Source organism: Pseudoduganella violacea, assembly GCF_014191875.1.
GTDB classification, from domain to species: Bacteria; Pseudomonadota; Gammaproteobacteria; order Burkholderiales; family Burkholderiaceae_D; genus Rugamonas; species Rugamonas violacea_A.
The window spans coordinates 19,291-42,085 of sequence record NZ_JACHXD010000013.1 but is presented as its reverse complement, the minus strand read 5'-3'; the positions used below and the strand labels follow the sequence as shown (position 1 = coordinate 42,085).

The 22,795-nt window shown below is 65.0% G+C and carries 19 protein-coding genes; 15 read left to right on the top strand and 4 right to left on the bottom strand.

The window, feature by feature from the left end; all coding sequences use genetic code 11:
• Positions 1-26: 26 nt before the first annotated feature.
• The 3 genes from infB (at position 27) to truB (ending at position 4,371) form a co-directional block, all read left to right on the top strand.
• Complete coding sequence (gene infB / locus FHS03_RS20415; RefSeq protein WP_183442779.1) at positions 27-2,936, top strand: translation initiation factor IF-2; 2,910 nt, start codon at positions 27-29, stop codon at positions 2,934-2,936.
• 92 nt (positions 2,937-3,028) lie between these two features.
• The gene (rbfA, locus tag FHS03_RS20410) at positions 3,029-3,439 is read left to right on the top strand and encodes a 30S ribosome-binding factor RbfA (RefSeq protein ID WP_050409135.1); all 411 of its coding nucleotides are present in this window, start codon (positions 3,029-3,031) and stop codon (positions 3,437-3,439) included.
• A 2-nt stretch (positions 3,440-3,441) separates the two neighbouring features.
• Entirely contained in the window at positions 3,442-4,371 is a 930-nt protein-coding gene (gene truB / locus FHS03_RS20405; RefSeq protein ID WP_183442778.1) for a tRNA pseudouridine(55) synthase TruB, read from the top strand.
• 12 nt (positions 4,372-4,383) lie between these two features.
• On the opposite strand, the gene FHS03_RS20400 is transcribed toward truB, so the two are convergent.
• The 4 genes from FHS03_RS20400 to FHS03_RS20385 are packed head-to-tail and all read right to left on the bottom strand — an operon-like array spanning position 4,384 to position 9,461.
• Positions 4,384-5,298 (bottom strand): LysR family transcriptional regulator, encoded by a 915-nt coding sequence (locus FHS03_RS20400; protein ID WP_183442777.1) that lies wholly within the window; start codon positions 5,296-5,298, stop codon positions 4,384-4,386.
• 22 nt (positions 5,299-5,320) lie between these two features.
• Positions 5,321-6,871 (bottom strand): efflux transporter outer membrane subunit, encoded by a 1,551-nt coding sequence (locus FHS03_RS20395; RefSeq protein WP_183442776.1) that lies wholly within the window; start codon positions 6,869-6,871, stop codon positions 5,321-5,323.
• Positions 6,868-7,929: an HlyD family secretion protein gene (locus tag FHS03_RS20390; protein ID WP_183442775.1), complete on the bottom strand. Its 1,062-nt coding sequence runs from the start codon at positions 7,927-7,929 to the stop codon at positions 6,868-6,870. Before FHS03_RS20390 ends, FHS03_RS20395 begins: the two co-directional genes overlap by 4 nt.
• Positions 7,930-7,946: 17 nt before the next feature.
• A complete protein-coding gene (locus tag FHS03_RS20385) occupies positions 7,947-9,461 on the bottom strand; it encodes an MFS transporter (protein WP_183442774.1) in 1,515 nt (504 codons plus the stop codon).
• A gap of 297 nt (positions 9,462-9,758) precedes the next feature.
• Between FHS03_RS20385 and typA the strand changes: the two genes are divergently transcribed.
• The 12 genes from typA to FHS03_RS20325 all read left to right on the top strand — a co-directional run bounded on the left by typA (position 9,759) and on the right by FHS03_RS20325 (position 22,663).
• A complete protein-coding gene (gene typA, locus FHS03_RS20380; protein WP_050409130.1) occupies positions 9,759-11,594 on the top strand; it encodes a translational GTPase TypA in 1,836 nt (611 codons plus the stop codon).
• A 316-nt stretch (positions 11,595-11,910) separates the two neighbouring features.
• Positions 11,911-14,175, top strand: coding sequence for a DUF3141 domain-containing protein (locus FHS03_RS20375; protein ID WP_229426318.1), 2,265 nt, complete (start codon positions 11,911-11,913; stop codon positions 14,173-14,175).
• Entirely contained in the window at positions 14,172-15,125 is a 954-nt protein-coding gene (locus FHS03_RS20370) for a phosphate acetyltransferase (protein ID WP_183442773.1), read from the top strand. Before FHS03_RS20375 ends, FHS03_RS20370 begins: the two co-directional genes overlap by 4 nt.
• Before the next feature lie 2 nt (positions 15,126-15,127).
• Positions 15,128-16,339 carry an acetate/propionate family kinase gene (locus FHS03_RS20365; protein ID WP_183442772.1) on the top strand — a complete coding sequence of 404 codons (1,212 nt, stop codon included), beginning with the start codon at positions 15,128-15,130 and terminating at the stop codon, positions 16,337-16,339.
• A complete protein-coding gene (gene fabI, locus FHS03_RS20360) occupies positions 16,336-17,112 on the top strand; it encodes an enoyl-ACP reductase FabI (RefSeq protein WP_183442771.1) in 777 nt (258 codons plus the stop codon). Before FHS03_RS20365 ends, fabI begins: the two co-directional genes overlap by 4 nt.
• Positions 17,113-17,120: 8 nt before the next feature.
• Positions 17,121-17,387 carry an RNA-binding protein gene (locus tag FHS03_RS20355; RefSeq protein ID WP_183442770.1) on the top strand — a complete coding sequence of 89 codons (267 nt, stop codon included), beginning with the start codon at positions 17,121-17,123 and terminating at the stop codon, positions 17,385-17,387.
• 125 nt (positions 17,388-17,512) lie between these two features.
• Positions 17,513-18,544 carry a tRNA dihydrouridine(20/20a) synthase DusA gene (dusA, locus tag FHS03_RS20350; RefSeq protein WP_183442769.1) on the top strand — a complete coding sequence of 344 codons (1,032 nt, stop codon included), beginning with the start codon at positions 17,513-17,515 and terminating at the stop codon, positions 18,542-18,544.
• Between the two features lie 361 nt (positions 18,545-18,905).
• A complete protein-coding gene (locus tag FHS03_RS20345; protein WP_229426317.1) occupies positions 18,906-20,639 on the top strand; it encodes a methyl-accepting chemotaxis protein in 1,734 nt (577 codons plus the stop codon).
• Between the two features lie 66 nt (positions 20,640-20,705).
• Positions 20,706-21,038: an energy transducer TonB gene (locus FHS03_RS20340; protein ID WP_183442768.1), complete on the top strand. Its 333-nt coding sequence runs from the start codon at positions 20,706-20,708 to the stop codon at positions 21,036-21,038.
• 29 nt (positions 21,039-21,067) lie between these two features.
• Complete coding sequence (locus tag FHS03_RS20335; protein WP_050409122.1) at positions 21,068-21,415, top strand: energy transducer TonB; 348 nt, start codon at positions 21,068-21,070, stop codon at positions 21,413-21,415.
• Between the two features lie 241 nt (positions 21,416-21,656).
• Complete coding sequence (locus FHS03_RS20330) at positions 21,657-22,226, top strand: hypothetical protein (RefSeq protein ID WP_183442767.1); 570 nt, start codon at positions 21,657-21,659, stop codon at positions 22,224-22,226.
• Between the two features lie 83 nt (positions 22,227-22,309).
• Positions 22,310-22,663: a hypothetical protein gene (locus FHS03_RS20325; protein WP_183442766.1), complete on the top strand. Its 354-nt coding sequence runs from the start codon at positions 22,310-22,312 to the stop codon at positions 22,661-22,663.
• Positions 22,664-22,795 lie beyond the last annotated feature (132 nt).

Sequence of the window (22,795 nt, the reverse complement as noted above, 5' to 3'; positions counted from 1 at the left end):
ACGCGACACATAGAAAAGAGGACTGAATGGCGAGTAACAACGTAGCCCAATTTGCCACCGAACTGAAGATGCCTGCAGATTTGCTGCTGACGCAGCTGCGTTCTGCCGGCGTCGAGAAAAGTTCGACGTCAGATCCATTGTCGAAAGATGATAAGGACAAGCTGCTGGATCACCTGCGCCGCACCCACGGCGCGGGCGCGGATACGGAAAAGAAAAAGATCACCCTGACCCGCAAGGAAACCACGGAGATCAAACAGGCCGACGCCACCGGCAAGTCGCGCACCATCCAGGTGGAAGTGCGCAAGAAGCGCACCTTCGTCCAGCGCGACGATCTGGTGACCCCGGCCGCCGCCGCCAAGGCCGCGCCGGTGATCGATGAAGCCGAGCGCGCCCGCCGCGAGGAAGAGGCGCGCCGCCAGGCCGAGCTGATCGCCCGCCAGGAAGCGGAGTTGCGCGAGAAGCAGGAACGTCTGGCCAAGCTGGACGCTGAAAAAGAAGCCCAGGCGAAAGCCTCGGCCGCCGCCGAAGCGGAAGCGAAGAAAGCCGCCGAAGCCGAAGCGCAGAAGATCGCCGCTGAAAAAGCCGCCGAGAAAGCCGCCGCCGAGAAGGCCGCCGCTGCCGGCGCCGCCTCGGCCGCCGACGCCGCCGCCGCCGCCGAAGCCGCCGCCGCCGCCGAGAAAAAGCGCCAGGCCGACGCCGAAGAGAGCAAGAAGAAAAACGAAGCCGCCGCCAAGGAAGCCGCTGAACGCGCTGCCGCCACCGAGCGCGCGCGCCAGGCCGTGGCCGACGAAGTGGCGCAGATCAAGGCCATGATGAACGCGCCGCGCCGCGTGGTGAAGGCGCCGGAACCGGCTCCAGCCCCAGCGGCCAAGCCGAAAACCGCCGAAGGCACGCTGCATAAACCGGCTGACAAGAAGCCGGCAGCCGGCGCCGCGACGGACAAGAAAGACGACAAGAAACCAGGCGACAAGAAGTCGATCAAGTCGGCCAATGTTTCCTCCACCTGGCAGGACGACGCCAAGAAGCGCGGCGCGCCGGGCGGTGGTGCTGGCAACAATAAAGGCCGTGGCGGCAACGCCGGTGGCCGTGATGGCGGCTGGCGCAGCGGTGGCAAGGGCGGTCGCCGCTCTTCGCACCACGACGACCGCGAATCGAACTTCCAGGCGCCGACCGAGGCGATCATCAAGGAAGTGCACGTACCGGAAACCATCACCGTGGCCGAACTGGCGCACAAGATGTCGGTCAAGGCTTCCGAAGTCATTAAACAGCTGATGAAGCTGGGCCAGATGTGCACCATCAACCAGGTGCTGGACCAGGAAACCGCGATGATCGTGGTGGAAGAGATGGGCCACAAGGCCTTCCCTGCCGCCGTGGACGATCCGGAAGCGCTGCTGGCCGACCAGGGCGAACACGCCCACTTCGAAGCGACTCCGCGCGCACCGGTGGTGACCGTGATGGGTCACGTCGACCACGGTAAGACCTCGCTGCTGGACTACATCCGCCGCGCCAAAGTGGCGTCGGGCGAAGCCGGCGGCATTACCCAGCACATCGGCGCGTACCACGTGGACACCCCGCGCGGCACGATCACCTTCCTGGATACGCCGGGCCACGAGGCGTTCACCGCCATGCGTGCCCGCGGCGCGAAAGCGACCGACATCGTCATCCTGGTGGTGGCGGCCGACGACGGCGTGATGCCGCAGACGAAGGAAGCGATCGCCCACGCCAAAGCGGCCGGCGTGCCGCTGGTGGTGGCGATCAACAAGATCGACAAACCGGGCGGCAATCTGGAGCGCGTGACCCAGGAACTGATCGCCGAGCAGGTGGTGCCGGAAGAATACGGCGGCGATTCGCCGTTCGTGCCGGTGTCCGCCAAGACCGGCCAGGGCATCGACGCCCTGCTGGAAAACGTGCTGCTGCAGGCCGAAGTGCTGGAACTGAAAGCGCCGGCCGAAGCGCCTGCGCGCGGCCTGGTGGTGGAAGCCCGCCTGGACAAGGGCCGCGGCCCGGTCGCAACGATCCTGGTGCAATCCGGTACGCTCAAGCGCGGCGACGTGGTGCTGGCTGGTTCCTCCTATGGCCGCGTGCGCGCCATGCTGGACGAAAACGGCAAACCGATCACCGAAGCCGGTCCATCGATCCCGGTCGAAATCCAGGGTCTGACCGAAGTGCCGGCCGCCGGCGAAGAAGTGATGGTCATGGCCGACGAGCGCAAGGCGCGTGAAATCGGTCTGTTCCGTCAAGGTAAATTCCGCGACGTGAAGCTGGCCAAGCAGCAGGCCGCGAAACTGGAAAACATGTTCGACCAGATGGCCGAGGGCGAGGTGAAGAACCTGCCGCTGATCATCAAGACCGACGTGCAGGGTTCGCAGGAAGCGCTGGTTGGTTCGCTGCAGAAGCTGTCGACCTCCGAAGTGCGTGTGCAGATCGTGCACGCGGCGGTGGGCGGCATCTCGGAATCGGACGTCAATCTGGCGGTGGCCTCGAAAGCGGTCATCATCGGCTTCAACGCCCGTGCCGATGCACAGGCGCGCAAGCTGGCCGAAGCCAATGGCGTGGACATCCGCTACTACAACATCATTTACGACGCGATCGAAGAAGTCAAAGCGGCGCTGTCGGGCATGCTGGCGCCGGAGAAGCGCGAGCACGTCACCGGCCAGGTGGAAATCCGCCAGGTCATCCTGGTGTCGAAAGTGGGCGCGATTGCCGGCTGTCTGGTTACCGATGGTGTGGTCAAACGTTCTTCCTCGGTACGCCTGCTGCGCAACAACATCGTGGTGTGGACCGGCGAAATCGACTCGCTCAAACGCTTCAAGGACGACGCCAAGGAAGTGCGCGCCGGTCTGGAGTGCGGCCTGTCGCTCAAGGGCTACAACGACATCGAGGTGGGCGACCAGCTGGAAGTCTTCGAAGTACAGGAAATCGCCCGTACGCTGTAAGAGCGGCTGGCAGCGATACGTGGCGGGTGCTTCCCGCTCCGCGCATGGCGCGGGGCAGGTGCACCCGCCATACTTTTTATTGGTAACACATCATGGCAAAACACAGTAAATCCATCCCAGCGCGCGGCCTGCGCGTGGCCGATCAGATCCAGAAGGACTTGTCCGAGCTGATCGCCTTCGAACTGAAAGACCCGCGCGTCGGCATGATCACCCTGGCCGAAGTGCAGCTCACGCCGGACTACGCCCACGCCAAAATCTACTTCACCACGCTGAAGGATGACGCGGAGTCGGTGAAGAACACCCTGGCCGGCCTGAACGCGGCCGCCGGCTATCTGCGCAACCAGCTGGGCAAGCGCCTGCACATCCACACGCTGCCGCAGCTGCACTTCGTGCACGACACCTCGACCGCGCGCGGCATGGAAATGTCGGCCCTGATCGACAAGGCCAACGCCAGCCGCGCCGCCGACGCCGACGAAGACAGCGGCGAAGACGGTAAGAACTGAGCATGACGCAGCCAAAAGTAAAGCGCGTCCGCGATCTGGTGGACGGCGTGCTGCTGCTCGATAAGCCGGTCGGCCTGTCCAGCAACGATGCGCTGATCAAGACCAAGCGCGTGCTGAACGCGAAGAAGGCCGGCCACACCGGCACCCTCGATCCTTTCGCCACCGGCCTGCTGCCGCTGTGCTTCGGCGAGGCCACCAAGTTCTCGCAGGACTTGCTGGAGGCCGACAAGACCTATCTGACCACCGTGCATCTGGGCCAGCGCACCGATACCGGCGACACCGAGGGCGAAGTGATCGAAACGCGCGAGGTGAATGTTACGCGCGAACAGATCGAAGCGGTGCTGGCGCAGTTCCGTGGTCCGATCGCCCAGGTGCCGCCGATGTATTCGGCGCTCAAGCGCGACGGCAAGCCGCTGTACGAATACGCGCGTGCCGGCATCACGCTGGAACGCGAAGCGCGCAATGTGGTGATCCACAAGCTGGAACTGGTCGACTACGAGGCGCCTTTCCTCAAGCTGGAAGTCACCTGCAGCAAGGGCACGTATATCCGCGTGCTGGGCGAGGATATCGGCGCGGCCCTCGGCTGCGGCGCGCATTTGAACGCCTTGCGCCGCACCCAGGTTGGCGCGCTGACGGCTGAGCATATGATCACGCCGGAACAGTTGCTGGCGCATGCCGCGCCGCTGGAGCTGCTGTCGCCGGTCGATGCGCTGCTGTCGTCCTTTCCGGCCGTGCAACTGACGCCCGAACTGGCCAAGCGCTTCCTGCAAGGCCAGCGCCTGCCGCTGGGCAAGGAGCCGGCGGTGACGGTGCCGGCCGCGCCGGGCCGCGTGCGCGTCTATCTCGATGCGAAGCTGTTGGGGACGGGGCAGTTGCAGGAATACTCGATCCTGGCGCCCGAGCGCCTGATCGCCGCCGCCCAAGCCCAGTAAGCCCGGACGCGGCTACAAGGCGCGCTTGTCGCTGCTGCAGGTTTGCTTGATGGTTTGCCGCAGCCAGCGGTGGGCGTGGTCGTTGTCCAGGCGTGGATGCCAGGCCTGGACGATGGTGACGGGCGTGAGCGGCAGCGGCAATTCGAAATGCCGCAGCTTCATGCTCAGCTTCTCGATATTGTGCAGCATGGCGCGCGGCAGCAGCGGCAACACCAGGTCGGAATCGGCCAGCGCGAAAATCGCGGAGTGGAAGTTGGGTGCGATCAGCGCCACCCGCTGCTGCAGCTTGTGCTCGGCCAGCATGGCCGCCGTCGGTCCGTAAGCGCGGCCACGGCGCGAGACGCTGATATGGTCGTAAGCCACCAGCCGCGCCGCGTCGATGGGCGCGTCGAAGATGGCGTGATCCTCACGCGCCAATCCCACGAACGTCGTATTGAATAGCGTCTGCACCTTGATATCGGCGCCGAAATCGCGCGTCGCGCTGATGTAAAGGTCGATGCGGCCCTCGCGCAGCGCGCCGTCGTCGATATCGCCCTCCGGCACGAAACGCAGCACCGCATTCGGCGCCTTGGCACGCATCGCCTCGCGCAACTGGCCGCCGTAGGTGCCGACGAAGACATCGTTGGCGCGGATGCTGAAGGTACGCTCCAGCGTCGCCAGATCCACCTCCCGCCCCGCATGAAAGACGGCATGCGCCTGTTCCACCAGGCCGCGCACCTGGTCGCGCAGTTCCAGCGCGCGCGGCGTCGGCGTCAGGCCGCGCCCCGCGCGCACCAGCACCGGGTCGCCGATCGCTTCGCGCAGGCGCGACAGGGTGCGGCTCATGGCGGGTGCGCTCAGATGCATGCGCTGGGCGGCGCCCACGACGCTGCCTTCTTCCAGCAGGATGTCGAGGGCGACCAGCAGGTTCATATCGGGCATTTGCATGCCCCGCAGCTTATCATGCCGCTCATGGCCGCGCCGCTGCCGCCACGGTATTGCCTGTTGCGGGCTGGCCTGCCGTTTCGGCCCAGCTTTGCCAGCCGCCGCCCAAGGCCTTGTACAGATCGACCAGGGCCAGCGACACGGAAGCCGTGCTTTCGGCCAGCGCGGCTTCGTTGGCCAGCAGCGCATCCTGCACGCTCAACACATTCAGGAAGTCGACTGTGCCCGCCACGTACTGCTGCTGGGCGTTGTTCAGTGCGATGCGGCTTTGCGCCACGGCTTCGTGCAGGCGCTCGCGGCGCTCCTGTTGCGCGCGGCTGGCGGCCAGCGCATCGTCCACCTCATGCCAGGCGCGCAGCACGGTTTGCTGGTAGCCCAGCGCCGCTTCCTGCTGGCGCGCTTCGCTCAGTTTCAGCATGCCGCGCAGATGACCGCCGTCGAACAACGGCAGGCTGAAAGCCGGGCCAAAACTGAACTGGCGGCTGCTCCAGCTGCCGAAGTCGGATAGCTGCGTCGCCTGGAAGCCCAGGTTGCCGGCCAAGGTAATGCGCGGATAGAAGTCGGCCTTGGCCACGCCGATCGAGGCGGTGGCCGCATGCAGCAGGGCCGAGGCGCGGCGGATATCCGGCCTGCGCTGCGCCAGCTCGCTCGGCAGTCCCAGTGCGGCGACGGCCGGACCCGCCGGCACGGCGTAGGCGGACGCGCCCTGTTTCGCCGCGGCGCCGGTGTTGGTCTCCGCGTCCAGTTCCGCGCGCAGCGCCTGCGGCGGTTGCGCCAGCAGCAGGCCAAGCGCGTTGACGCCGGCCGCTTCGCGCTGGCGCAAGCCGGGCAGGCGCGCTTCGATGGCGGCCACCTGGGCGCTGGCGCGCGCCACGTCCAGCTCCGTCGCCACGCCTTCGCGGTTGCGGATGCGCGTCAGCTCCAGGCTACGGCGCGCGATGGACAAGTTCTGTTCCGTGATCGCCAGCAGGCTTTGCGTCGAGCGCAGGCGGATATAGTGCTGCGCCGTTTCCGCTGCAAGCGAGAGCAGGGCGGCGTGGCGCTGTTCCTGCGCCGCTTCGACCTGGGCGTCGGCCGCTTCCACCGTGCGCCGCACGCGGCCCCAGAAGTCCAGCTCCCAGGAAGCATTGAAGCCGCCTTGCGCCAGCGTATACGCCGACTCGCCCTTGCGGCCGGACGGATCGCCCAGCCCCACCTGGCTGGCGCGCGCCCGGCTGATGCCGCCCGCCGCGTTGAGCTGCGGCGTTTCGGCCGCACCCATGCTTCGGCGGATGGCGCGGCTTTGCTCCAGGCGGCTGGCGACGATCCGCAGATCGAGGTTGCCGGCCACGGCGCGCTGGATCAGGGCCGCCAGCTTCGGATCGTCAAAGCTGCCCCACCACGCCAGCTCCACCGCGCCCGGCGCGCTTTGTTCGTTCGCTAGCCACTGCTGCGGCAGGGCGGCTTGGGGCGCCTTGAAGTCGGGACCAAGCGCGGCGCACCCCGACAGCAGAAGGGGCGCCAGCAGCAGGGCTAAGGCGGACTTCCGCAACTGCTTGCCGCGCAATGACTGGCGGCCGATGGCATGGGCTTTCATCGTGCTTCTCCCACCTGTGCGATGCGCGGCTGCACCGAGGTATCGACGTTGGCCGTGACCGACATGCCCACGCGCAGCTTGCCGCGCAGCGGCTGGCCAGCATCGAACACGATGCGGGTCGGGATGCGTTGCACGACCTTGGTGAAATTGCCGGTGGCGTTGTCCGGCGCGATGGCCGAGAAGGTGGCGCCGGTGGCCGGCGCGATGCTTTCCACCTTGCCGCGCAACTGCTCGCCGGGCCAACCGTCGACCGTGATGCTGACCGGCTGGCCGGCACTCACATGGCTTAGTTGCGTCTCCTGGAAGTTGGCGACCACATAGGCCTGCTCCACCGGCACCACGGCCAGCAGGGCCGCGCCGGGCGCGACGTGGGCGCCGACGCGCACGCTGCGCCGCGCCACCACGCCATCGATGGGCGCGCGCAGCTGGGTGTGGGACAGGTCGAGTTCGGCCTGCTCCTGGCTGGCGCGCGCCTTTTGCAGCATGGCCTCGGCTACCGCGTGCTGGGCTTGCAGCACGGTGTTCTGCTTGACGGTGGCGCCCAGCGCGGCGCGGTTCTGTGCCTGGCGCGCCTGCAGGGTGTCGTGGCGCGCCTTGGCCTGCTGCGCGTTCTGCGCCGTGCCGGCGCCTTGGTCGGCCAGATTGGTATAGCGTTCCAGTTCGGCCTTGGCCAGCGTGAGGTCGGCGCGGTCGGCCATCGAGGTGGCTTCTGCCTGCTCGATCAGATAGCGCTGACGCTCCAGCGTGGCGGCGCTGTTGGCCACCTGGGCTTCGGCGTTGGCCACGCCGGCGCGTGCTGCTTCCAGCGCGGCCAGGAAATCGCGGTCGTCGATGCGCACCAGCAGCTGGCCGGCTTTCACCGCCTGGTTGTCGGCGGCCAGCACTTCGGCCACGATGCCGCCGACCTTGGGCGAGAGCAGCATGAAGTCGGCGGCGACGAAGGCGTCGTTGGTGCTTTGCGCTTCGGCGGCCACCAGCAGTTGGCGGCCGCCATAGGCGGCGCCGCACAGCAGCAGGGCGGTCATGGCGATGGCGGAATTACGGGACAGGTATTTCATATTCTTTTCCTTTATGGTTAAGCGGCGGCGCGCGGCGGATAGATGCGCTGCGCGACCAGCGGGATCAGGACGATCATGGCGGCGGCCATCACGGCCATTGCCAGGTAGAGATCGCGGGTGGTGAGGGTGGCCACCTGGTGCTGGAACTGGCGCGCCAGCAAGGCGGGCAGGGTGCCGCTCATGGTCAGCGGCGCATTGCCCAGATGGTCGGCCAGGGCTTGGGCGTGGAAGTGCGAACGCTCGCCGCCCATGAAATCGAGCACGCCCCCGGCCAGCACGGCGGCAAAGCCCTTGATCGTGTTGAACCAGGCCGAGGCGAAGGGACCGTCCTGCGGCGCCAGGCCGGAAGTGGCCAGCATCAGCAGCGGAATCACGGCCATGGGCTGGGCCAGGATCTGCAGCGATTGCAGCAGGTAGAAGTTCTCGCGCGTCCATTCCGGCGTGGCGGCGGCGCCCAGCAGCTTGGACACGGCCAGCAGAGCGAGGCCGCCCGCCAGCACCCAGCGGCAGTCGACGCGGCGGATATTGCACAGCGCCGCCACCAGCACCAGGGCCAGCAACTGCGGCAGGGCCACCATCAGCATCAGCGGCGCCGTTTGCAGCGGACGGTAGCCGTGCACCTGGGCCAGGAAGGACGAGGGCAGGCGCGTTGCCGCCACCAGCACGAATAGCACGCCGGCCAGGGTGATCAGCGCATGCGTCAGATTGCGGTTGGCCAGCAGCTGGATCTTGAAGAAGGGCAGGGGATGCGACCACTCGTTGACCAGGAAGGCGGCCAGCAGCAGGCAGCCGCCGATCAGCAGGAAGGCGATCAGGCTGGACTCCATCCAGTCCATGCGCTCGCCCAGCGACAGGCCCAGCACGATCATGCTGATGGCGGGCAGGCCAAGCAGAAGGCCCAGCCAGTCGAATTGGCGGAAGCGTTCCAGCTTGAGCGGATCTTGCGGCAGCCCCCAGGCCACGGCGGCCATCGACAGCAGGCAGGGAGGAATGATCTGCCAGAAGGTCCACTGCCAGGGCGTGTACTCGGTCCATAGCGCGGCCAGCGGCGTGCCCAGGGTCGGGCCGACGGTGGCGGTCAGCGCGTAGCTGGCCAGGCCATACAGCTTGATATGCGGTGGCAGGAAGCGCAGCGCCACCGTCATCAGCATGGGCGGCAGGGCGCCGCCGGCCAGCCCTTGCAGCGTGCGCAGGACCATCAGCGAGGACAGGTTGGGCGCCAGCGGACACAGGGCGCCGAACAGGATGAAGGCCGCCAGCATGGCCAGCGTGAAGCGGCGCAGCGAGAACGTGGCCGAACACCATGGCGCGAAGGCCATGGCGCAGACCGAGGCCGCCGCGTACACGGCCAGCAGCCAGCTGCCCTCGTCGGCGCCGATGCCCATGGCGCCGCGGATATCGGCCAGCGCCACCTTGGTCACGTTCTCGTTCAGGCCCGCCATCAGCACCGCCAGCAGCACGCCGGCCAGGCCGGTGGCGATGCGCAGACCGAAAGTCGGTGGCCCTGGGGGCTTGGGCGCTGCGGCGCTCATGGCCGCCTCCCGGCGCGGGAAAACAATAGGAATTGCATATAAAGCTCCACTAAAAAACCATGTGGGCAGTATATGAAGCGCTATCGATTGCGAAAATTGATAATTGGGAAATCGTGAATTGCGTCGTATGCAGCAATCGAGGCCGGCGTCCGATGTTTCAAAAAAACCGTGCTCTACACCCGCTGTGTGGGAAATTCGCTAGGTTGCGGCGCAGCATGCTATACTAGTGGGTTCCAGTGACGCGCAGTATGGCTTTCACTGCACGTCCTTCGCAGTTTTTCTGTAAATATAACGACCATGTCTAATACTAAACGCGCTATCCGCAATATCGCCATCATCGCTCACGTTGACCACGGCAAAACCACCCTCGTCGACAAGCTGCTGCGCCAATCCGGTACCTTCCGTGAGAACCAGCAAGTTGAAACCCGCGTGATGGACTCCAACGACCTCGAAAAGGAACGTGGCATTACCATTCTGGCGAAGAACTGCGCCGTTGAGTATGAAGGCACCCACATCAACATCGTCGACACCCCAGGCCACGCCGACTTCGGCGGCGAAGTGGAGCGCGTGCTGTCGATGGTCGACTCCGTGCTGCTGCTGGTCGATGCGCAAGAAGGCCCGATGCCGCAGACCCGTTTCGTGACCCGCAAGGCGCTGGCCCTGGGCCTGAAGCCTATCGTCGTGGTCAACAAGATCGACCGTCCAGGCGCCCGTCCTGACTGGGCCATCAACGCTACCTTCGAACTGTTCGACAAGCTGGGCGCAACCGACGAGCAGCTGGACTTCCCCGTGGTGTACGCGTCGGCCCTGAACGGCTACGCCTCGCTCGACGACACCGTGCGCGAAGGCGATATGAAGCCGCTGTTCGAAGCCATCCTGAAGCACGTGCCAGTGCGCGACGACGATCCGGACGGTCCGCTGCAGATGCAAATCACCTCGCTCGACTACTCCTCCTACGTCGGCAAGATCGGCGTTGGCCGTATCAGCCGCGGCCGCGTGAAAGCCGGCCAGGACGTGATCGTGCTGAACGGCCCTGAATCGACCCCGATCAAGGCCCGCATCAACCAGGTGCTGAACTTCAAAGGCCTGGAGCGCGTGCTGGTGGACGAAGCCATCGCCGGCGACATCATCCTGATCAACGGTATCGAAGACATCGGCATCGGTTCCACCCTGTGCGCCCCGGACACCCCGGACGCGCTGCCGATGCTGACCGTCGACGAGCCGACCCTGACCATGAACTTCATGGTCAACAGCTCCCCGCTGGCCGGCCGCGAAGGCAAGTTCGTGACCTCGCGCCAGCTGCGCGACCGTCTGGACAAGGAACTGAAAGCCAACGTGGCGCTGCGCGTTGCCCCGACCGACGACGACACCGTGTTCGAAGTGTCCGGCCGCGGCGAGCTGCACCTGACCATTCTGATCGAAAACATGCGCCGCGAAGGCTTCGAGATGGCCGTGTCCCGTCCGCGCGTGGTGTTCAAGATGGTTGATGGCGTGCGCCATGAGCCGTACGAACTGCTGACCGTGGACGTGGAAGAAGTCAACCAGGGCGGCGTGATGGAAGAACTGGGCCGCCGCCGTGGCGACCTGCAGAACATGGAATCCGACTCCAAGGGCCGCGTGCGCCTGGAGTACCGCATTCCTGCGCGTGGCCTGATCGGCTTCCAGTCCGAGTTCATGACCCTGACCCGCGGCACCGGTCTGATGTCCCACATCTTCGACGCTTACGCGCCGGTCGATAACTCCAAAGGCGAACTGGCCGGCCGCCGCAACGGCGTGCTGATTTCGCAGGACGACGGCGCCGCCGTGGCCTACGCCCTGTGGAAGCTGCAGGATCGCGGCCGCATGTTCGTGGTGCACAACGACCCGGTGTACGAAGGCATGATCATCGGCATCCACTCGCGCGACAACGACCTGGTCGTGAACCCGATCAAGGGCAAGCAGCTGACCAACGTGCGCGCTTCCGGCACCGACGAGGCAGTGCGCCTGGTACCGCCGGTCCAGCTGTCGCTGGAATACGCGGTGGAATTCATCGAGGACGATGAGCTGGTGGAAATCACCCCGAAATCGATCCGTCTGCGCAAGCGCTTCCTGAAAGAGCACGAGCGTAAAAAGGCGTCGCGCGAAGGCGCGTAATCGCAGCGCGATTCGCCAAAACCGCCGGACCCGCAAGGGCCGGCGGTTTTTTTATGCGCAAACCGGGGACAGACCCCATGCGGGGTCTGTCCCCTTGCCGTCTTAAGCCTGCCAAAAGTTTCGCGGTGACTTTTGGTGCGTCGCAGCATTTATACTTGGAATCGATAGCAAATTCGGTATTGTTATATGAAGCTTGATGCACAAAACACCATTGGATCGCCAAGGCAATATGGGGCATGATGGGCGGCGGGGCTTGCAATGTTGAGGCAGCTCCAGATTTGTGCGGCGCACACCGCAGGCCCATGATGGAGGAAACATGACTGAAATGACCGTTCCCGCCCAGCCCGCAACGGCCGACGCCGGGAAGCAAGCCCTGGGCCTGTATTCGGCCTGGCTGGGCGCCATGCCCAACCTCGCGCAGCAGGCGCAAAGCTATTGGACCGATGCCATGCAGCGCTCGGTGCTCTTCCTCGATGTGCTGCGCCAGCGCGGCAACGAGCGCAATGAGCGCCTGCTGGACCTGGCTCCCCATGTCCTGAGTTTCGACTTCGAGCCGCTGATCGATGGCCGCACGCTGGAACGCCCCGTCAATTACAGTCTGTTGCGCATCATCCCGCCCAAGGGCTGGGAGATCGACGAGAACAAGCGGCCCTTCATCGTCTTCGATCCGCGCGCCGGCCACGGTCCCGGCATCGGCGGCATGAAGCAGGACAGCGAGATCGGCGTCGCCCTGAAGGCGGGCCACCCCTGCTACTTCGTCACCTTCCTGCCCAATCCCGTGCCGGGCCAGACCATCGAGGACGTGTGCCGCGCCGAGGCGCATTTCATCGCCCAGGTGGGCGCCTTGCACAGCCACGCCGACGGCAAGCCGGCCCTGATCGGCAACTGCCAGGCCGGCTGGCAGATCATGATGACCAGCGCGCTGCGGCCTGACCTGACCGGCCCTCTGCTGCTGGCCGGCGCGCCGCTGTCGTACTGGGCCGGGGTGCGCGGCAAGAATCCGCTGCGCTACCTCGGTGGCGCCATGGGCGGCACCTGGCTGACCTCTCTCTCGGGCGATCTGGGCCACGGCCTGTTCGACGGCGCCCTCCTGGTCAGCAATTTCGAGAACATGAACCCTTCCAACACCTTGTGGAAGAAGAATTACAATGTCTACTCCCGCATCGATAGCGAGGGACCGCGCTTCCTGGAATTCGAAAGATGGTGGGGCACGCCGGTGCTGCTGAACGCGGGCGAGATCCAGTACATCACCGATAATCTCTTCGTCGGCAACCGCTTGAGCCAGGGCGCCATGCACGACAGCGCCGGCCGCCGCATCGACCTGCGCAATATCACCTCGCCCATCGTGGTGTTCTGCTCCTGGGGCGACGACATCACGCCGCCGCAGCAAGCACTGGGCTGGGTGCTCGATCTGTACGAGGACGACGAGGCGCTGGCCACCGGCGGCCAGACCATCATCTACTCCATGCACCAGAGCATAGGCCACCTCGGCATCTTCGTTTCAGCCTCGGTGGCCAACAAGGAGCACGAGGAGTTCACCCGCTCGATGGACTTGATCGATGTGCTGCCGCCCGGCCTGTACGAAGCGGTCTTCATCGAGAAGGACGAGAACCTGGCCAACCCCGAGCTGGCCGACGGCAAATACGTGCTGCGCTTCGAACACCGCTCGCTGGAAGACCTGCGCCAGCTGGGCGGCAACGACGAAGCCGACGAGCGCCGCTTCGCCACCGTGGCCCGCTTGTCGGAAATCAACCAGGGCCTGTACCGCACTTACGCCAGCCCGCTGGTGCGCGCCTTCGCCAGCGAGGCCGGCGCCGACATGCTGCGCACGCTGCATCCCTACCGCCTGCGTTACGAACTGTTCTCGGACAAGAATCCCTTCATGCAGGGCGTGGCCCAGCTGGCCGAGAAGGTGCGCGCCGAACGCAAGCCGGTGGCGCAGGACAATGTCTTCCTGGCGCTGCAGGACACCATCTCGGCGCAGATCACCACCACGCTCGATATGTACCGCGACCTGCGCGACATGGCCGAGGAAAACTTCTTCGTGCATATGTACGGCCAGCCGCTGCTGCAAACCCTGGTCGGCCTGCGCGCCGACCACGTGCTGGCCAAGCGCCGCATCGGCCGTGACATCGCGCGCGAATCGGCCGTCGCCAAGCGCAACGAGCATCTGGCCACGCGCATGGCCGAAGGCGGCTCGCTGGAAGCGGTGGTGCGCGCCATGCTCTACATCGGCCGCAGCCAGGAACTGCGCGCGGCCGACGAGCGTGCCTTCGCCATCCTGCGCGAGCTGCGCCACCAGGTGCCGGCCGACGAGCGCCTGTCGCTGTACCGCTTCAAGGAAGTGGTGCAGGAGCAGCACATGATCCTGCAATTGAATGAAGAACTGGCCGTGCTCGACCTGCCGCAGCTGCTGCCGCGCGACCCCGCCGAACGCGCCCGCGATCTGGATGCGGTACGCCGCACCGTCACCGCGGCCGGCGCGCTGGAAGGCGAGGCCGCCCAGCGCATGGCCCGCATCGAAGCCCTGTTCGGCTCCGCTCCGCTGGAGCTGGCCGCCACCGTGAAGGAACACGTATGAGTGCAAGTCCCCGCACTGCCCACCTGCATTACGACCGCCTGATCGCCGCCGCCCGCAGCGCCACGCCGCCCGCCGTGGCCGTGGCTCATGCCTGCGACCGCTACGCGCTGGAATCGGCGCTCGACGCGGCCCGTCTCGGCCTGATCGCGCCGATCCTGGTCGGCCCGGCCGAACGCATCCGCCAGGCCGCGCTGGAAGCCGATCTGAATATCGCGTCCCTGCCCATCGTCGATACGCAGCACAGCCACGCCTCGGCCGAATGCGCCGTCGATCTGGTGCGCGAAGGGAAGGCCGCCGCGCTGATGAAGGGCAGCCTGCACACCGATGAGCTGATGGGCGCCGTGGTGCGCAGCGAAGGCGGCTTGCGCACGGCGCGCCGCCTGAGCCACTGCTTCGTGATGGACGTGCCGGGGTATGCCGAGCCGCTCATCATCACCGACGCCGCCGTGAATATCGCGCCCACGCTGGCCGAGAAGGTCGACATCGTGCAGAACGCCATCGACCTGGCGCACATCCTCGCCTTCGAAGAGGTGCGCGTCGCCATCCTGGCGGCGGTGGAAACGGTGAATCCGAAAATGCCGTCGACCATCGAAGCGGCGGCCCTGTGCAAGATGGCCGAGCGCGGCCAGATCACCGGTGGCCGCCTGGATGGCCCGCTGGCGCTGGACAACGCCGTCAATCTGCAGGCGGCGGCGGTGAAGAACCTGACCTCGCCGGTGGCCGGCCGCGCCAATGTGCTGCTGGTGCCGGACCTGGAGGCGGGCAATATGCTGGCCAAGAGCTTGAGCTTCATGGCCGATGCCGACGCCGCCGGCATCGTGCTCGGTGCGCGCGTGCCCATCATCCTCACCAGCCGCGCCGATTCCGTGGCGGCCCGCCTGGCTTCCTGCGCCGTGGCCTCGCTGATCGCCAGCAGCAAGCTGTCCGGCGCCAAAGTGCTGGGAGGCTGAGGATGCAGGCCGCTGAAACGATTGTCGTCGTCAACGCCGGTTCCTCCAGCATCAAATTCTCCCTGTATGGCGAGCGCGAAGGCGAGCTGGCCCTGCTCATGAAGGGCAAGGTCGAAAAACTCTACACCGGCGACGCCTACTTCGTCGCCACCGGCGAGGATGGCGTCAGCGTCGCCGAGCACCGCTGGCAGGGCGCGGCGATCAGCCACGAGACGGCGATGCGCTTCCTGTTCGACTTCGCCCACACCCATCTCGATGGCCGCACCGTGGCCGCCATCGGCCACCGCATCGTGCATGGCGGCACGCTGTTCTCGGCCCCGGTGCGCCTGGACGCGGACGTGCTGGCCCAGTTGGAGCGGTTGATTCCATTGGCGCCGCTGCACCAGCCGCATAATCTGGCGCCGGTGCGCAGCGTGCTGGAGATGGCGCCCGAGGTGCTGCAGATCGGCTGCTTCGACACCGCCTTCCACACCGCCCAGCCGGAACTGGCCCAGGCCTTCGCGCTGCCGCCCTCGATCACCTCGCTCGGCATACGCCGCTACGGTTTCCACGGCCTGTCCTATGAATACCTGGCCAGCCAGCTGCCCGAGCTGGACCACTCGCTGGACAAGGCGCGCGTGGTGGCGGCCCATCTGGGCAATGGCGCCAGCATGTGCGCCATCCACGCCGGACGCAGCGTGGCCAGCACCATGGGCTTCACCGCCGTCGATGGCCTGCCCATGGGCACGCGCTGCGGCAGCGTCGATCCGGGCGTGGTGCTGTTCCTGCAAAGCGAATTGAAGATGGAGCAGGGCGAGATCGAACGCCTGCTGTACCAGCAATCGGGCTTGCTCGGCGTGTCCGGCATCTCTTCCGATATGCGCACGCTGGAAGCGAGCAGCGATCCGCGCGCGCGCCTGGCCATCGACCTGTTCGTATACCGCATCGGGCGCGAACTCGGTTCGCTGGCGGCGGCGCTGGGCGGACTTGACGCCCTGGTGTTCACCGGCGGCATCGGCGAGAACAGCGCCCGCGTGCGCGCCGCCGTCTGCCGCGACGCCGCCTGGCTCGGCGTGCGGATCGATGCCGCCGCCAACGAGTCGGGGCAGGCCTGCATCAGCGCGCCGGACAGCGCGGTGCCGGTCTGGGTGCTGCCGGCCAACGAGGAATTGATGATCGCCCGCCACGCGCTGGAGATGCAGCGGAAGGCGCAGCAGAAAGGCGGGCGCGCATGAATGCCCCCCATCGCATCCTCGAAGGGCGGCGCGCCCTGATTGTCGGCGTCGCCAACGAGCATTCGATCGCCTACGGCTGCGCCAAGGTGTTCCGCGAACTCGGCGCCGAAGTGGCGCTGACCTATCTGAACGAGAAGGCGCGGCCGCATGTCGAACCGCTGGCGCGGGAGCTGGGCGCCGCGCTGCTGCTGCCGCTCGACGTGTCCCAGCCCGGCCAGCTGGAAAGCGCCTTCGCCGCCATCGCAGAGCGCTGGGACCGGCTCGACATCCTGGTGCATTCGATCGCCTTCGCGCCGAAAGAGGATTTGCAGGGCGGCCTGCTGCACTGCTCGGCCGAAGGCTTCCTGCAAGCCATGGACGTTTCCTGCCACTCCTTCGTGCGCATGGCGCGCCTGGCCGCGCCGCTGATGACGGAGGGCGGCGCCATGTTCGCCATGAGCTATCACGGCGCCGACAAGGTGGTGCCCAACTATAACGTCATGGGGCCGGTCAAGGCGGCGCTGGAAGCGTCCTGCCGCTACCTGGCGTATGAGCTGGGGCAGCAGGACATCCGCGTGCATGCCATCTCGCCCGGCCCGCTGCAGACGCGCGCCGCCTCCGGCCTGAAAGACTTCGACCTGCTGCTGAGCGACGCCGTGGCGCGCGCCCCGATCGGCGAGCTGGTCGATATCATGGACGTGGGCAGCACCTGCGCCTACCTCGCCTCGCCCTATGCCCGGCGCCTGACCGGCAGCACCGTGTACGTGGACGGCGGCCTCAACATCATTGCCTGAGGAGGCATATGCAAATCATCCTGTCCGGTCTGCGCGGCGACGATAAGGAGCAAGAAGTCGAGGCGGAGCTGAAGCGCTACTTCAACGTCGTCAGCGTGCACTTCGTGCGCGAGGGCGATCCCGACAGCCCTTGGGCCCTGGTCGAAGTCAACGACAGCTATCCCAAGGTGTGGGAAGTGACCAACCGCCTGCGCGGCGCCTACCACCGCGGCAAGCGCCTGCGCTTCTACGTTCCCGTGCACCAGCCCCATCCTTTTTTTAAGCGCTGCGCCTGAGCGCCCGGCCGCCGGCCGGGCGGCCCGCTCGCGGCGCGGCGGCCGGTGCGCGCATGGCCGGCGGCAGCCAGGCCGGATGCCTGTATAATGTGCGGCCCCGCTTCCTTGCCTAGTCTGTTGCCGTCATGACCACGATTTCTGCGCCTACCTCCGACACTTCCGCGACCGCTCCTGTGCGTGGCCGCCGCCTGTCCGTGGCGCCGATGATGGATTGGACGGATCGCCATTGCCGCGTCTTCCACCGCCAGATCACGCGCCACACCTGGCTGTATACGGAGATGGTGACGACCGGCGCCCTGGTCTACGGCGACGTGGAGCGCCACCTGCGTTTCAACGAGGAAGAGCATCCGGTCGCCCTGCAGCTGGGCGGCAGCGATCCGGCCGACCTGGCCACCAGCGCCAAACTGGGCCAGCAATGGGGCTACGACGAGATCAACCTGAATTGCGGCTGCCCGTCGGAGCGGGTGCAGAAGGGCGCTTTCGGCGCCTGCCTGATGGCCGAACCGCAACTGGTGGCCGATTGCGTGAAAGCCATGCGCGACGCCGTCACCATCGACGTCACGGTCAAGCACCGCATCGGCATCGACCAGAGCGAATCCTATGACTTCGTGCGCGACTTCGTCGGCACGGTGGCCGACGCCGGCTGCACCACCTTCGTCGTGCATGCGCGCAACGCCATCCTGAAAGGCCTCTCGCCCAAGGAAAACCGCGAGATTCCGCCGCTCAAATACGACTTCGCCTACCGCCTGAAACGCGATTTTCCTGACTTCGAAATCATCATCAACGGCGGCATCAAGACCGAGGCCGAAATCGACCTGCATCTGCAGCACGTCGATGGCGTGATGCTGGGCCGCGAGGCTTACCACAACCCTTATCTGATGGCGACCTTCGACCAGCGCTACTATGGCGCCGATACGCCGGTGAAAAGCCGCGAAGACGTGCTGCGCGCCATGATCCCGTATATCAGCGCCCAACTGGCCAAGGATGGCGGCAAGGGTTTGAAGCTGAACACCATCACGCGCCATATGCTGGGCTTGATGCAAGGCTTGCCGGGCGCCCGCCAATTCCGCCAGACCCTGTCCGACGCGCGCCAGCTGGCCGCCGGCGACCCGCAGCTGCTGTTACGCGCCCTGCAGCGCCACCCGCTCGCCGCCTGATTTTCCACACCTTCGCAGTATATTCTTCAGCGCAATACGTATTTCCACGTAGAAATCACGGTTGTGCAAATTCCCTACAGCAAATGATTGCCCTGTGGCAAAATTTGCCTCTATAATTTCAGAATATACACACTATTTAGCAGTTTTACAGCGGTGTGTACGCGCTGAGTCGCGGTCCGTTCGGCGCTTCGAAAAAACGACAGATTCCTGCATCGTCAGACCGCAAATTTTTGCATTCGCAGTCATTGTTTGCTACTGTCATTACTTGCGTAGCAGCAAGGGTCAGTGAATGTTGTCAACGTACACACGTTGCATTCCTGGGCAATCTAAATAAGTAATAAACACTTTACGAAGAGCCGAAATGAATTTAGCAAAAATGAAGGTGGGGACGCGTCTGGGTCTCGGATTTGCGCTGGTGCTGGTGTTCCTGGTCGCCGTGACGGCGGTGGGTATTTTGCGCATGGGCCAGATTCAGGACCGTCTCGATCACGTGGTCAGCTTCAATAATGTAGTGACCCGCCTGGTGATCGATATGCGCAACAACGTCGCTGACCGCATTACTTCGCTGCGCGTGCTGACCCTGATGTCCGATGCCTCCGATATGGAGCCGGAAGTAAACCGCATCAAGGCCCAGGCCGACAAATACGAAGGCGCGCTGAAAAAGCTCGAAGCGCAATTCGCCATCGAAGCGACGCCGGAAGAAAAAGCCCTGCTGGCCCAGATCAAGGAACACGAAGCGGCCACGCTGCCGGCGGTGAAGAAAGCCATCGATCTGTGGATGGCCAATAACGCCGTCGACGCCACCAAGGTGATGATCAAGGAAATCCGTCCGGCCCAGAAGAAGTGGATGGAAGCGCTGGACCAGCTGGCCGCCCTGGAAGACAAGCTGAATGCGCAAGTGCAGGTGGATGCCGCCGAAGGCTTCTCCAGCGCGCGCACCTTCATGATCCTGATGGGTACCCTGGCCGTGATCATCAGCGTGATCGCCGCGTATGTGATTACCCGCGGCCTGCTGAAACAACTGGGCGGCGAGCCTGACTACACCGCCTCGATCGCCGGCAGCATCGCCAACGGCGACCTGTCGATCGTCATCGACACCGATGCCACCGACAAGAACAGCCTGCTGTCCGAGATGCGCGAAATGCGCGACTCCCTGGTTGGCATCGTCGGCCAGGTGCGCAACGGCACCGAAACCATCGGCACCGCCTCGCGCGAAATCGCCGCCGGCAATATCGACCTCTCCTCGCGCACCGAGATGCAGGCGTCCTCGCTGGAGAAAACCGCTTCCGCGATGGAAGAACTGACCTCCACCGTGAAACAGAATGCCGACAATGCCCGCGAAGCGAACCAGCTGGCGGCCAATGCCTCCGACGTGGCGCGCAAGGGCGGCGCCGTGGTCTCGCAAGTGGTCGACACCATGAGCTCGATCAACGAATCGGCCAACAAGATCGTGGACATCATCGGCGTCATCGACGGCATCGCCTTCCAGACCAATATCCTGGCGCTGAACGCCGCCGTGGAAGCGGCGCGCGCCGGCGAACAAGGCCGCGGCTTCGCCGTGGTGGCTTCCGAAGTGCGCAACCTGGCCCAGCGCTCCGCTGGCGCCGCGAAAGAAATCAAGGCCCTGATCGGCGACTCCGTGGAGAAAGTCGAACGCGGTTCGAAACTGGTGGGCCAGGCCGGCGTGACGATGGATGAAGTGGTCGCCTCCGTGCGCCGCGTCACCGACATCATGGGCGAGATCGCCAACGCTTCGCAAGAGCAGAGCGCCGGCATCGAGCAGGTCAACCAGTCCATCATCGAGATGGACAGCATGACCCAGCAGAACGCCGCGCTGGTGGAAGAAGCGGCCGCCGCCGCGCAAAGCCTGCAAGACCAGGCCGGCGAACTGGCGCGCGTGGTCAGCATCTTCAAGCTCGATCCCGCCGACGAGCGCGCGCTGCTGGCCTCGTTGCCGGCCGTGACCGCGGTGACCGTGGCCAAGCCGGTGGCAGCACCGCGTCCGGCGCCGAAAAAAGCCGTCGCCGCCGCGCCGGCCAAGCCGAAGAAAATCGCCGCCACGGCCAGCGCCGGCGACGAGTGGGAAGAATTCTGAGCGTAACGTTTTCAAGCAGTCTTTAACGGTTTCTAAACATTTCAACATTCGTAGGAAAGTAAAAACATGAACAAGCGTTTGATCGGTTTTGTCGCAGCAGCCCTGGTTTCCGGTACCGCCTTCGCCGGCGAAGTTCCTGCCACCTTCGATTCCAAGAACTGCAAGGCTGAATATCCCAAAGCCTCGCTGATGAATGAAGAGCAGGGCGCCGTGACCATGTCCTTCCTGGTCTCGGCCAGCGGCGACGTGGTGGAATCCAAAGTGGACAAATCCAGCGGCTTCAAAAACCTGGACAAGGCTGCCGTGAAAGCCATCAGCGCTTGCAAATTCAAACCAGGCACCAAGGACGGCGCCGTGGCGCAAACCTGGACCAAAGTGGACTACGTCTGGGCACTGTAATCTTTTCTTAGATACGATTGGGGAATCAGATGTCTTCGAACAAGCGTTGGTTGAGTGCGGCAGCCGTGGTGCTGCTGGCAAATGCGTCCCTGGCATACGCAGCGGAAGTGCCAGCCAGTTTCGATGCCAAGAATTGCAAGGCCGAGTATCCCAAAGCATCGCTGATGAATGAGGAGCAGGGCACGGTGTCGATGAGCTTCCTGGTTTCGGCCGGCGGCGATGTGATGGACTCCAAGATCGAGAAGTCGAGCGGCTTCAAGAACCTGGACAAGGCCGCGATCAAGGCCATCAGCGCCTGCAAGTTCAAGCCCGGCACCAAGGACGGCAAGCCCGACCAGACCTGGACCAAGGTCGACTACGCCTGGAAGCTCGACTGACTCTGCCTCCCCCGAAAAAACCGGTTCCCTGAACCGGTTTTTTTTCGCCCGCGTCCTTGCCATGGTTGAGCCCGTGTCCACCTTGGTGCCAGGCACCAAGGTGGACACGGGCTCAACTGGTGGGTGCAATTGGTTGGCGGGGGCTTGCGCGGCGTTGCGCGAGCTTAGGCCTTCATGAAGGGAAATGGATTCCTTGCTGCCGATCTGGTACTCTGTATCTATGGCTACTATCGAATCTCCGATGAAATATCTGCTTTGTCTGCCTTTGTCCGCGATTTTGCTGTCGGGTTGCTCGCTGATGCGCAGCCCGCACGATCCGGCGCGCGACAAGCAAACCGTGTCCGTGGTGAATGCCATGACCTGGACCAATCCCTTGAGCGGCAAGCGCGACGGTGTGCGCACCAGCTGGCCGCTGGAGGAGCTGGCGAACCATGAGGAAGTGTTTCCGCTGGCGCAGATCAAGCACTGCCCGCTGGGCGCGCAGGCGGACTGCAATTGGGGCGTGCTGAGCGCTTCGCGCAGCACGACGCGCTTTGGCTATCTGCCGGGCGGCATCACCCTGGATCTGGGCTTGCTGGTCGATGTGCACCGCCGCCAGCAAGACCGCCGCCGCAACCATCACACGGCGATGGCGATTCCAGCCGACGTGGGGGCTTTGAGCTACCGCAAGAGTTTGCAGCAGGCCATCAGTCTGCCTTATGGCAAGGTCTATCGTATTGAATTTGAATATGGCTTGCGCTTCGATATCTGCGCGCGCCGCCTCGATGCGCATGGCCAAGCCCTGGACCAGTGCGATATCCCCTTTATCTGAACCTTGCATGGTGTAACAAGCTGTAAATCTGCGGCGCCCGGCGCGGATTTTTCTTATAGTGACGGGGAGAGGAGTAGATTGCGATGAAAACTTTATTGGCTTTGGCCGGTGTCGTAGCCCTGAGCGGTTGCGCGGCGCCCGGTCCGCGGTATTACAGCAGCGCCCCCGTCAATCCCTACGAGTGGCATACCGTCTCGGTCCAGGATGTGGGGCCGGGCCGCAGCGGCCCGAACGTGGTGTACACCACGGAAGCGGCGCCGGTCTACCGCACGGTAATCGAGCAGCCGGTGGTCACCTATGTGGAAGCGCCCGTGTACCGGCCGGTCTACGCCCCGGTGTATGCGCCGGCGCCCGCGTATTATTATCCGCCCGTGTCGATCGGCCTGGACTTCGTGTTCAGCAGCCACCGCCACCGTCACTACCGCCACCGCCGCTGAGCGGTCAGCGCATCAGGAACAGGGCGGCGTCGTTCAGCACGTCGGCCGAACACAGCATATAGGTCGCCGCGCTTACCAGACCGAGCAGCAGCGCGCTTGAGGCGAGAGGAAGTTCGCGTAACATTGTAGGCT